The sequence below is a fragment of the Yeosuana sp. genome, from assembly GCF_057126245.1.
On the sequence record NZ_DBNGMQ010000054.1, the window covers coordinates 90,806 to 103,895 of the forward strand.

Here is a 13,090-nt window from a genome sequence, read left to right on the forward strand (position 1 = left end):
GACAAATGAAAAAAAATCATAAATTAAATAGCAGAAGGACATTTATAAAAAAAACAGCAATAACAACCATTGGGATTTCGATAATTCCAAGGTACGTTATGGGCAAAGGATTTATTCCTCCAAGTGACAAATTAAATGTAGCTGTTGTTGGGGCTGGAGGGAAAGGGTATTCAGATATGATAAATGTTTGGAATAATGGCGCTTCAAACATTGCTGCTATTTGTGATGTTGATTGGAATAGAGCATCACAAGCATTTGATTTTTTTCCTAACGCCAAACGCTTCAAAGATTATCGGAAGTTATTAGATGAAATAAGCGATATTGATGCCATAACAGTATCAACTCCAGATCATACCCATGCTGTTATTACTTATACAGCAATGCAATTAGGTAAACACGTTTATGTGCAAAAACCATTAACACACAATATTTACGAAGCCAGAATACTAACGGAAGCCGCAAAGAAATATAAAATAGTAACTCAAATGGGCAATCAAGGTGCATCGGGAAAAGGTGTGCAAACCATGATTAACTGGTTTAACAATGGAACTATTGGCACTGTAAATAAGGTTGATGTATGGACTAACCGACCTGTATGGCCTCAAGGCATAAAAAGACCAAAAGAGAAACCAGCTTTATTAGATAATTTAGATTGGGACTCGTGGGTAGGTCCAGCCCAATGGGTAGATTATCACCCGCTATATCACCCTTTTAAATGGAGAGGCTGGTGGAGTTTTGGTACTGGAGCACTCGGAGATATGGGATGCCATTTAATGGATCCTCCTTATAGAGTTTTAGGTTTGGGTTATCCCACTGAAGTTGAAAGTAGTATAGGTTCTATATTTACTAAAGATTGGACACCTGATTATTATCCAGAATCATGTCCGACTTCATCAAGAACCCAGTTAAAATTTGAAGCTACAGAAAGGAATCCCTCAGAAGTTAAATTGAATTGGACAGATGGTGGATTACGTCCTTTTCATCCAGACTTAATTCCAGCTGATCATTCCATTGGCGACGAAAATAGCACAAATGGTGTTATAATGATCGGAGAAAAAGGCATTATGACCTCTGGAACTTATGGGAGAAACCCTAAAGTTTATCTCAATTCTGGTGAAATTATTTTACCAGATTACGATGATAATGAGGACAAAAATAGCTTGCCAGAAAATGGACACCAAGCTAAATGGGTTAAGGCTTGTAAAGATGGTTATGGTAGTGACAAACACAAAGAGCTCACCTCATCATTTGACTTTGCAGGACCACTTACGGAATCTATTTTAATGGGAAATCTAGCTATTAGGAGTTATAATTTAAGAGAAAAAGTTGGCGAAAGATTTAGTTACCCAGGTCGTAAAAAATTACTATGGGATGGCATTAATATGAAAATAACCAATTTCGAACCTGCCAATCAATTTGTAAAAAGAACATATCGAGAAGGCTGGAAATTGGATTAATTAAATTAAAGAATATAATCTGTACTAATAAAGTTTGAGGTTTTCTTTTCTAATAACTCAGTTAAGATAGCGTTGTTGTATTCGTTATCTTTTGAAGCCACAAAAGTTCTTATTGAAAACGAGCGTAACGCATCATGAACACTCAACGTACCAAAAGCGGAATCTTTTCTTCCGGTAAAAGGATACACATCAGGACCACGCTGACACGAACTATTTAAGTTTACTCTACAAACTAAATTAACAAGTGTATCAATTAACGGCGATAAGGTGTGAATATTTTTACCAAACAAACTTACTTGTTGTCCGTAATTAGATTCTGCCATATCATCTAAAGGTTCTTCAATATCAGCAAAAGAAACTACCGGAATTACAGGTCCAAACTGTTCTTCTGTAAACACCCTCATTTCTTTAGTTACAGGATATAAAACTGCAGGAAAAATAAAATTCTCACTTGTTTCGCCACCTTTTTTATTTAAAACTTTTGCGCCTTTTTCTTTGGCATCGTCTATTAATTCTTGAATATATGCTGGTTTGTCTTCTTCCGGGAGGGGTGTTAATTGAGCTCCTGTTTCCCAAGGATTTCCAAATTTAAGCTGATCAACTTTATAGGCAAATCTTCTATTAAATTCTTCGACAACAGATTCGTGAACATATAACACTTTAAGTGCCGTACATCGTTGCCCGTTAAACGATAACGTTCCTGAAATACACTCATCAACAGCTAAATCTAAATCGGCATCGGGTAACACAATGGCTGGATTTTTAGCTTCTAATCCTAAAACCATACGCAATCTATTTCCTTTCGGATGTTGCGACTGAAGGGTATTAGCAGACTTACTATTACCTATTAAGGCTAGCACATCAATTTTACCAGATTTCATAATAGGGGAGGCCAAAACACGACCACGACCATAAACAATATTCACAACACCTTCTGGAAAACTACTTTGAAAAGCTTCTAATAAAGGAGAAATTAGTAAAACCCCAAGTTTTGCCGGTTTAAAAATAACTGGATTCCCCATAATTAATGCTGGAATTAATAAGGTAAATGTTTCGTTTAATGGATAATTATAGGGTCCTAAACACAATACAACCCCTAATGGTCCACGACGAATATGAGCATATACCCCAGAGTTTTTTTCAAACTTTGCAGAGTCTCTATCTATTTGTTTATAGGCTTCAATAGTATCGTAAATATAATCGACTGTTCTATCAAATTCTTTTTCAGAATCGGGTAGGTTCTTTCCAATTTCCCACATTAAAAGCTTCACAACTTCTTCACGCTTCGTTTTCATCTGATCAACAAATGCCTCCATACATCCAATTCTATCAGCTACTTTCATGGTAGGCCATAAGCCCTTACCATTGTCATAGGCAGCAGTTGCAGAATCAAGCACTTCTAATGCCTCTTTTTCACCTAGTTGTGGAATTGTTCCCAACAAAGTTGGTTTATACTCTGGCGTTGAAGATATGGTTGAATACACTTCTGCGGTTTCTCCTTCCCAATGCTTTAACTCACCATGAACTAAATAAGTTGATTGATGTAAAAGTGTATTTATTTTATAGTTATTAGGTATATCTAAAACTGACATTTTCATATTTGTGATTTTGTTTTTATTTGAAAGCTAAGATACTGATTTTAAAAGAGAGGTTCTACCTAAAACAATTCAAACATTAAAAATTTCACAAAAAACTAAAGGTTTAATTACTTGTAAATAAATAACTTACATCGAAAACGTTTTCGTATAACAAATCACGAAAGAAATTGAAAAACTAACCAAAATTAAACTAAGAACTCAAATAAATCTGGTTTATTATTAAGATAATCACCGTAAAAATTATGACGTTTCATTTTAGTAAGTAAAGGTTCTAAATCATGAGACGACTTTAATACGATTCCAACTACGGCCGAGCCATTTTCTCTGTTGGTCTTTTTTGCATACTGAAAATACGTAATATCATCATTCTCACCCAGAATATCGACTACAAATTCTTTTAATGCTCCCGAGCGTTGAGGAAACTTCACAATAAAATAATGCTTTAAATTAGCGTATAAAAGGGCTCTTTCTTTAATTTCGGGGGTTCTATAAATATCGTTATTACCACCACTAACCACACAAACCACATGCTTATCTTTTATCTCATCAGCATAAAAATCTAATGCCGAAATACTTAAAGCTCCTGCTGGCTCAACCACGATAGCATCTTTATTATAAAGTTCCAAAATGGTTTCGCATACTTTTCCTTCTGGAACAGTAATCATGGCATGCAAATGCGCTTTACAAACATTAAATGTTAAATCCCCAACACGTTTAACGGCTGCACCATCAACAAATTTTTCAATGTGATCCAATTCGGTATTTTTATTATTTTTTATTGAAACCGACATAGAAGGTGCGCCTTCTGGTTCTACACCAATAATTTTAGTGCTGGGCGACAATTGACTAAAAACAGCTGATAATCCCGCAGCGAGACCTCCTCCACCAACGGGAATAAAAACATAATCAATGGGTGTTTTAGATTGTTCCAATAATTCTAAACCAATCGTAGCCTGCCCTTCAATAACTTTCTCATCATTAAAAGGATGAATAAATGTTTTCTTTAATTGGTCACATTCTTTCGTCGCAGCGTGATACGCATCATCAAACGTGTCACCATGAAGAATAATATCAATATACTCTTCGCCAAACATTTTTACCTGTTCCAATTTTTGATTGGGTGTAGGCGCTGGCATAAAAATAGAGCCTTTAATTTTTAATAATTTACAAGATAAGGCAACACCTTGCGCATGATTTCCGGCACTTGCACAAACAACACCCTTTGTAGATTCTTCTTTCGTTAAGGAGCTTATTTTATTATAAGCACCTCTGATTTTATAGGAACGAACTTGTTGTAGGTCTTCTCTTTTAAAATAAATATTGGAATTAAATACTTTAGAAAGCCTAACATTAGGCAATACAGACGTAACTGCCGATACCTTTTTAATGGTATCGGCAGCTACTTTTATATTATCAATACTAGGAAAATAGGGTTCTTTTTCCTTATTCATAAGTATATTTACTATTTAAACTATTGGCTTCATAGCCTTCATAGAGGCTCTTAAGAATGCTCCTATTTTTTCAACCGGATGCTCTCTTAGTGCTTTATTTACTTGAATTAACTTAGCATTATCAACACCTTTACCATTATCTTTTGCATACGCCTTCCCGATAACGTCTGTATCGATTTTCTTCATAAAATCTCCTAATAATGGTTTACAAGCATGGTCGAATAAATAACATCCGTACTCTGCTGTATCAGAAATAACACTGTTCATTTCATATAGCTTACGTCTTGCAATTGTATTTGCAATAAGTGGTGTTTCATGTAATGATTCGTAGTAAGCAGATTCATCAATAATTCCAGAATCTGTCATGGCTTCAAACGCCAATTCAACACCGGCTCTTACCATTGCTACCATTAACACACCATTATCATAATACTCTTGTTCTGAAATTTCAACATTTCCAGCAGGCGTTTTTTCAAAAGCTGTTTCGGCTGTTGCTGCTCTCCATGTTAAAAGTTTTTTATCATCATCAGCCCAATCTGCCATCATACCGCTAGAAAAGTTCCCTTCCATAATATCATCCATATGTTTTTGGAACAAGGGACGCATAATATCTTTTAACTCTTCAGATAATTCATATGCTTTAATTTTTGCTGGGTTAGATAAACGGTCCATCATATTGGTGATACCACCATACTTAAGTCCTTCAGTCACTGTTTCCCAACCATATTGAATTAATTTTGAAGCATATCCAGCGTCAATTCCTTTTTCAATCATCTTATCGAAACAAAGGATAGAGCCTGTTTGTAATAATCCACAAAGAATGGTTTGTTCTCCCATTAAATCAGATTTTACCTCAGCAACAAATGACGATGCTAAAACACCAGCTCTATCGCCTCCAGTAGCCGCTGCATACGCTTTTGCCTGTGCCCAACCTTTTCCTTCTGGATCATTTTCTTCATGAACTGCAATTAATGTTGGAACCCCAAATCCTCTTTTATATTCTTCTCTTACTTCTGTACCAGGACATTTAGGAGCCACCATAATTACGGTAAGATCTTTTCGGATTTGTGTGCCTTCTTCAACAATATTGAATCCGTGAGAATATGATAAGGTTGCGCCTTGCTTCATTAAAGGCATAATCGCTTTAATAACGCTTGTATGTTGTTTGTCTGGGGTAAGGTTTAATACTAAATCTGCTGATGGAATTAACTCGTCATAAGTTCCAACATTAAACCCATTTTCTGTCGCATTTACAAAAGAAGCTCTCTTTTCTTTAATCGCTGCTTCACGCAAGGTATACGATATATCTAGGCCAGAATCTCTCATATTTAAACCTTGATTTAATCCTTGAGCACCGCACCCCACAATGACTATCTTTTTTCCTAATAAAGCATTTACACCATCTTCAAATTCTGAAGAATCCATAAATCTACACTTTGATAATTGACTTAATTTATCTCTTAACGACAGTGTGTTAAAGTAATTTCCCATTTTTTGTTTTTATTGATTATTGAATGCCATTAGCATTTCGGTTATTTTCATTTCGTCTTTAGTAACTGCTATTCTTCCTGATCGTACAAACTGCATAATGCCAAACACATTTAAGTCTCTTCTTAGTGCTTCAATTTCATGCCTTCGCCCAGATTTTTCGAGCACAAAAAACTCTTTATTTACAGTGATGATACGCGTATCACTTTCTTTTATAATATTCTGAATCTGAGGTTCTTCAAACAATAAATCAGACTTGATTTTAAACATACAAGATTCTGTAAAAATTGTTTCATCATCGGTATGATAATAAGCCCGGATGGTTTCTACTTGTTTTTCTATTTGCTTAACAATCTTTATGGCTTGTACTTCTGCCATGTTAACTACAATGACAAACCTGTTAACGCCTTCAATTTCAGATTGAGATGTTGTTAAACTCTCAATATTTACATGTCTGCGTTGAAAAATTGCTGAAATTCGATTTAATAAACCAATATTATTTTCGGTATAAATCGATATGGTAAATGTTTTTATTTCTTCGTTCATTTTTATAAAGATAAAAGAGAAAAGATGATAGAGAAAAGATTGCCTTGACTATGCTAAATCCTATTCTATAAATATAATCATCTTTATTCTGTGTTCTATTTTCTTTGTTCTATTTTTAACTTAATCTGATATCTGAAACAGAAGCTCCTGATGGAATCATTGGAAACACATTGTCTTCCTTCTCTACACAAACCTCCAAGAAATAAGCCTCTTTTGATGCAATCATTTCCTTCACAGCATCGGCTAAATCTTCACGTTTTTTAACACGTTTCGCTTGTACATAATATCCTTTGGCTATGGTTACAAAATCTGGGTTTGTCATTTCTGTTGATGCATAACGCTTATCAAAAAATAATTGCTGCCACTGTCTTACCATTCCTAAAAAGTCATTGTTTAAAACGACTATTTTTACAGGAATTTTCTGCTGAAAAATTGTTCCTAATTCTTGAATGGTCATTTGGTAGCCACCATCTCCCGAAATAGAAATAACTTCTCTATCTGGAGCTGCCATTTTTGCTCCAATAGCTGCTGGAAGACCAAATCCCATTGTGCCTAAACCTCCAGAAGTAATATTACTTTTAGACACATTAAAATCGGCGTATCTACAAGCAATCATTTGGTGCTGACCAACATCTGAAACAATAGCAGCATTTCCTTTAGTTTGTTTGTTTATTTCTTTTAAAACTTCACCCATTGTTAATCCTTCTTTCGTAGGATATAAGTCATCTTTAATGACCTTTTCAAACTCAATTGCATATAAATCTTTAAATTCTTGAAGCCATTCTGGATGCGAATTCGCGTTCAACAATGGTAAAAGCCCTGCCAAACTAACTTTAGAATCTCCTAAAACGGCAATATCTGTTTTTACGTTTTTATCAACTTCAGCAGGATCAATTTCAAAATGAATAATTTTAGCTTGCTTTGCATAAGTATTTAAATCTCCCGTAACACGATCATCAAAACGCATTCCTATGGCAATTAACACATCGCATTCATTGGTTAATTTATTAGGCGCATAATTACCGTGCATACCAACCATACCTATATTTAACGGATGTGATGTGGGCACTGCTGATGCTCCTAAAATAGTCCAAGCTGAAGGAATACCTGCTTTTTCAATAACCGCTTTTAATTCTTCCTCTGCTTTTCCTAAAATAACCCCTTGTCCCCAAACAATCATAGGCTTCTTGGCCTGATTAATTAGTGCTGCGGCAGCCTCCAAAGATTCTTGACTTGTTTTTGGAACAGGATTATAACTTCGTATTCCGATACATTTTTTGTATGAAAAATCAAATTCCTCAAATTGGGCATCTTTCGTAATATCAATTAATACTGGCCCTGGTCTACCACTTTTAGCAATATAAAATGCTTTGGCAATCACTTCAGGTATTTCAGATGCCTTTGTAATTTGATGATTCCACTTTGTAACTGGTGTTGAAATCCCAACAATATCGGTTTCTTGAAACGCATCACTCCCTAATAAGTGAGATGCTACTTGACCCGTTATACAAACGATAGGAGTAGAATCTATTTGAGCATCTGCAATACCAGTAATTAAATTGGTAGCCCCCGGCCCTGAAGTTGCCATAGCAACACCAACTCTACCAGAAATTCTTGCATAACCCTGAGCTGCATGAGTAGCCCCCTGTTCGTGTCTTGTTAATACATGATGGATTTTATCTCTGAATTTAAATAACTCATCATATACCGGCATAATGGCTCCACCTGGATATCCATAAAGAATATCAACGCCTTCTTCTAGTAAACATCTTATAACAGCCTCACTACCTGTAATACGTTCAGTTTTTGTTGCCATTTTTTCTGATTTAATTTTTGTATCTGTGTTCATACGTCTCACTTAAAATTCATCTGTAACGCACCCTTTTGATGCTGATGAAACCGTTTTTGCATATTTATATAATATTCCTTTTTTGTGTTTTAATTCTGGGGCAACCCATCGTACTTTTCTTTCAGCTAATTCTTCATCGGAAAGTAATACGTTAATAGAGTTATCTTCTGCACTAATTTTAATTTTATCACCAGTTTTTAATAACGCAATGGCTCCACCTGACTGGGCTTCTGGGGTAATATGCCCAACAACAAAACCATGTGTTCCTCCAGAAAAACGACCATCGGTTATTAAAGCCACAGATTTCCCTAAACCGGCACCCATTATTAAAGATGTAGGTTTCAACATTTCCGGCATTCCTGGTCCTCCTCTTGGACCAACATAACGAATAACAACCACATCCCCTTTTTCTACTTCACCATTTGAAATACCTGTATTCGCTGCTTGCTCGCCATCATAAACAACCGCTTTTCCTTCAAACAACAACCCTTCATTTCCTGATATTTTCGCAACGGCACCTTCGGTGGCCAAATTTCCATACAGAATTTGTAGGTTCCCAGAAGATTTTAAGGCCTTATCTTTTGGATAAATAACATCTTGATCATTTTCAAACTTAAGAGGTTTAACATCCGCCAAATTTTCAGCTAAGGTTTTCCCTGTTACGGTCATACAATCACCATATAAATACTCATTGTCTAATAAATATTTCATAACGGCAGGCGTTCCACCAATACCGTGAACATCTTCCATTAAATATTTTCCGCTAGGTTTTAAATCTGCAATTAAAGGTGTTCTATCGCTAACACGTTGAAAATCTTCTAACGTAAAATCTATCTCTGCAGCACGCGCAATTGCTAAGAAATGTAACACCGCATTTGTAGAGCCTCCTAAGGCATTAACAAGGGCAATCGCATTTTCTACTGATTTTTTAGAAATAATATCTAATGGCTTTAAATCTAATTCTAGAAGATTTTTTATAGCTCTTGCTGTTCTTTCACTTTCTGATAATTTATTAGGGTTTTCTGCCGGAATTGAAGAATTATAAGGCAATGCAAACCCCATACACTCAATAGCCGAAGCCATTGTATTTGCTGTATACATACCACCACAAGCTCCGGCACCTGGAATAGCGCTTTTTATAATTTCTCTATATTCTTCTTCACCAATCTCACCTGCAACTTTTTGCCCTAAAGCTTCAAAAGCTGAGACTATATTTAATTTTCTTCCTTTATACTTTCCAGATGCAATAGTTCCTCCATACATCATAATTGACGGACGATTTAAACGCAACATAGCAATAACGGCACCGGGCATATTTTTATCGCAACCTACAACAGATATAAGGGCATCATAACTTTGTGCATTCATAACAGTTTCGATAGAATCTGCAATAATATCTCTTGAGACTAATGAATAATTCATCCCTGAAGTTCCCATAGAAATACCGTCTGAAACGCCAATAGTATTGAAACCTAAACCGACTAAACCAGCAATATTACATTCAATTTTAACTTCATCTTTCAAACCATTTAAGTGCATATTACACGGGTTTCCATCATACCCAGTGCTAGCGATACCCACTTGAGCCTTTTTCATATCCTCATCCGTTAAACCTACCGCATATAACATGGCTTGGGAGGCTGGCTGAGATTCGTCCTGTGTTAACCTTTTACTATATTTATTAAGTTCTTTCATTTATTAGTCTTAGTCCCGTTTTTAAAATAAAGTTCGAAATTAAATTATTAGGTTTTTAATTATCATGTTCAATCATTTTTACGGTTAAATTCATTACTCTTTAATTCAATGTAATAAACTGTTTATCAGTATTTTAAATCTTTTATTTTATGATGTCCAATATTAAAAAAAATCAATGAAAAAACGTTCCATCGTGGTAAGGTATTTATTTTTAAATATTCCAATCCAAATCCTGCTGAAATAATCACAATAATAATGACTGAAACGATGTATAAAATTTGATCTTTAATTTTGGTTCAACAAATGTTTATAATTAATTCTTAATCACCTATTAATTTGGAAAAAATCAAAAATTAATTCGCATATCCTTGTTATTTTTTTACTTTTGCATCTGTTAATAATAGAGGAAAGATTTGACTGATTGCAACCTCAAAAAAAAAATGCTAAAGGCAGTGTAAACTCCCTTCGACGTTATCGTCAAATCTTCTCAATAAAAATTTAAGCATATGCCATATTTATTTACTTCAGAAAGTGTATCTGAAGGACACCCAGATAAAGTTGCTGATCAAATTAGCGATGCATTAATCGATAACTTTTTAGCTTTTGATATAAACTCAAAAGTAGCTTGTGAAACCTTAGTAACTACAGGTCAAGTGGTTCTTGCAGGCGAAGTAAAATCTACCACCTATTTAGACGTTCAAAAGATTGCTAGAGACACTATAAATAACATAGGTTATACCAAAGGTGAATACATGTTTGATGGAAATTCCTGTGGCGTTTTTTCTGCTATTCATGAACAGTCTGATGATATAAACCGTGGTGTTGACAGAGAAAGCAAGGAACAACAAGGTGCTGGAGACCAAGGTATGATGTTTGGTTATGCCACCAATGAAACCGAAAATTTCATGCCTCTCGCGTTAGATTTATCTCATCGCATCTTGAGAGAACTTGCCGATTTAAGAAGAGAAAACAAAGATATTCTATATTTAAGACCCGATTCTAAAAGTCAAGTAACGATTGAATACAGTGATGACAATATACCTCAACGTATTGATGCTATCGTGGTGTCTACACAGCATGATGAGTTTGATAAAGATGAACCGATGTTAGCAAAAATTAGACAAGATATTATTTATGTTTTAATTCCTAGAGTTATTGCTAAATTACCTGAACATATTCAAGCCCTATTTAATGATGATATTATCTACCATATAAACCCAACAGGTAAGTTTGTAATTGGCGGACCTCATGGCGACACTGGTTTAACGGGACGTAAAATTATTGTTGATACTTACGGTGGAAAAGGCGCACATGGTGGTGGTGCTTTTTCGGGTAAAGACCCAAGTAAAGTTGACAGAAGCGCTGCCTATGCGGCACGTCATATTGCTAAAAATTTAGTAGCTGCTGGTGTTGCTGAAGAAATTTTAGTTCAGGTATCATATGCCATTGGTGTGGTTGAGCCAACATCCATTTTTGTAGATACTTATGGCACATGTCCTTTTAACATGACCGATGGAGAAATTGCAAAATCAGTCGTTAATATATTTGATATGCGACCCGCTGCGATTGAAGAACGCTTAAAACTACGCGCTCCTATTTATAGCGAGACTGCCGCTTATGGACATATGGGACGTAAAAATGAAGTCGTTACCAAGACATTTACCCAGCCAAATGGTGAAAGTATTACCCTTGATGTTGAACTATTTACTTGGGAAAAACTTGATTATGTTGATAAGGTGAAAGAAATTTTTGGACTGTAAGACAAAATACTATGAAACTTACCGATACAATTTCTTTTTCATGTGGTGCTAAAATGAAAAACCGATTTATGCTGGCACCATTAACCAATAGACAAAGCCATGAAGACGGAACTTTATCTGATGCTGAATTTAATTGGTTAAAAATGAGAGCTAAAGGTGGTTTTGGTTTGGTTATGACCTGTGCATCTCATGTTCAAGAAATTGGAAAAGGCTTTCCTGGCCAATTAGGCATTTTTGATGATAAACATATTGAAGGTCATAAAAAATTGGCTAAAGTATTGCAAGCACATGGAAGTTTAGCCGTTATTCAATTACATCATGCGGGCATGCGCTCACCTAAAGAGGTTATAGGCAAGCAACCAGTTTGCCCTTCTTATAATGAAGAATTTGATACAAAGGAATTATCCATTGAAGAAGTAAAAACCTTACGACATGATTTTATCACAGCTGCAAAACGTGCTCAAAAAGCGGGTTACGATGGTATAGAAGTTCATGGTGCTCATGGTTATATTCTATGTCAGTTTTTAAGCAGTGAGATTAATAATCGTGCAGACAACTATGGCGGTTCTCTTGAGAATAGAAGTCGTATTCTTTTTGAAATTGTGAATGGCATTCGAGAAGCCTGTGGCAAAAACTTTTTGATAGGTATTCGTTTATCACCAGAGCGCTTTGGAATGGATTTGGAAGAAATTAAAATTATTTCTCAACAATTTATTGATGAAGGAAACATCGATTTTTTAGACATCTCGCTTTGGGATTGTTTTAAAATGCCTGAAGATTTAAAATATCAAGATAAATCTTTATTAAACCATTTTACAAGTCTAGACTTCAAAAATGTAAAATTAACAGTGGCTGGAAACATAAGCTCTGGCAACAATGTCGTTGAAATTTTAAACAACAAGGTGGATTTTGTATCTATTGGAAGGTCTGCAATTTTACATCACGATTTTCCTAATCGTGTAATAGAAAATCAATATTTTACACCTGAACCTCTTCCCGTTACTCCGGAGTATTTAAAAAAGGAAGGTCTAAGTAATACTTTTATTGACTATATGGATAGATGGCCAAAATTTGTTCAGCATTAGAGCATGTTTTTTTCTATTTGTTTTCGTATTTTTCAAAATGAGTTAAAAACCCTAATAATATATATTCTCAAGTAATATTACAAAAAATTCTGATGTTTGATATTCAAATTTTTCTGAGTGAAGTCTGGAATAACAACTAAATATTAAAACTCATATAAGAA

Annotated in this window: 9 protein-coding genes; 3 read left to right on the forward strand and 6 right to left on the reverse strand. The window is 35.0% G+C overall.

Translation table 11 applies throughout. From position 1 onward, the window contains the following. Positions 1 to 5 precede the first annotated feature (5 nt). Positions 6 to 1,457, forward strand: a complete 1,452-nt coding sequence (locus AC15TD_RS06735; RefSeq protein ID WP_484451371.1) for a Gfo/Idh/MocA family protein — start codon at positions 6 to 8, stop codon at positions 1,455 to 1,457. Positions 1,458 to 1,462: 5 nt separating this feature from the next. Here the strand turns inward: AC15TD_RS06735 and AC15TD_RS06740 are convergent, their stop codons facing one another. From AC15TD_RS06740 to ilvD, 6 genes are all read right to left on the reverse strand, one after another. After that, positions 1,463 to 3,055 (reverse strand): NADP-dependent glyceraldehyde-3-phosphate dehydrogenase, encoded by a 1,593-nt coding sequence (locus AC15TD_RS06740; protein ID WP_484451372.1) that lies wholly within the window; start codon positions 3,053 to 3,055, stop codon positions 1,463 to 1,465. A 185-nt stretch (positions 3,056 to 3,240) separates the two neighbouring features. Beyond that, the gene (ilvA, locus tag AC15TD_RS06745) at positions 3,241 to 4,506 is read right to left on the reverse strand and encodes a threonine ammonia-lyase IlvA (protein WP_484451373.1); all 1,266 of its coding nucleotides are present in this window, start codon (positions 4,504 to 4,506) and stop codon (positions 3,241 to 3,243) included. Positions 4,507 to 4,521: 15 nt separating this feature from the next. Continuing rightward, positions 4,522 to 5,997 carry a ketol-acid reductoisomerase gene (gene ilvC, locus AC15TD_RS06750; RefSeq protein ID WP_484451374.1) on the reverse strand — a complete coding sequence of 492 codons (1,476 nt, stop codon included), beginning with the start codon at positions 5,995 to 5,997 and terminating at the stop codon, positions 4,522 to 4,524. Between the two features lie 9 nt (positions 5,998 to 6,006). Continuing rightward, positions 6,007 to 6,540 carry an acetolactate synthase small subunit gene (gene ilvN, locus AC15TD_RS06755; RefSeq protein ID WP_484451375.1) on the reverse strand — a complete coding sequence of 178 codons (534 nt, stop codon included), beginning with the start codon at positions 6,538 to 6,540 and terminating at the stop codon, positions 6,007 to 6,009. A 115-nt stretch (positions 6,541 to 6,655) separates the two neighbouring features. Further along, positions 6,656 to 8,356 carry a biosynthetic-type acetolactate synthase large subunit gene (ilvB, locus tag AC15TD_RS06760; protein WP_484451376.1) on the reverse strand — a complete coding sequence of 567 codons (1,701 nt, stop codon included), beginning with the start codon at positions 8,354 to 8,356 and terminating at the stop codon, positions 6,656 to 6,658. A 42-nt stretch (positions 8,357 to 8,398) separates the two neighbouring features. Continuing rightward, positions 8,399 to 10,084 (reverse strand): dihydroxy-acid dehydratase, encoded by a 1,686-nt coding sequence (gene ilvD / locus AC15TD_RS06765; RefSeq protein WP_484451377.1) that lies wholly within the window; start codon positions 10,082 to 10,084, stop codon positions 8,399 to 8,401. A gap of 506 nt (positions 10,085 to 10,590) precedes the next feature. Between ilvD and metK the strand changes: the two genes are divergently transcribed. Beyond that, positions 10,591 to 11,844 (forward strand): methionine adenosyltransferase, encoded by a 1,254-nt coding sequence (metK, locus tag AC15TD_RS06770; protein ID WP_484451378.1) that lies wholly within the window; start codon positions 10,591 to 10,593, stop codon positions 11,842 to 11,844. Between the two features lie 11 nt (positions 11,845 to 11,855). After that, complete coding sequence (locus tag AC15TD_RS06775; RefSeq protein WP_484451379.1) at positions 11,856 to 12,929, forward strand: NADH:flavin oxidoreductase; 1,074 nt, start codon at positions 11,856 to 11,858, stop codon at positions 12,927 to 12,929. Positions 12,930 to 13,090: the final 161 nt, after the last annotated feature.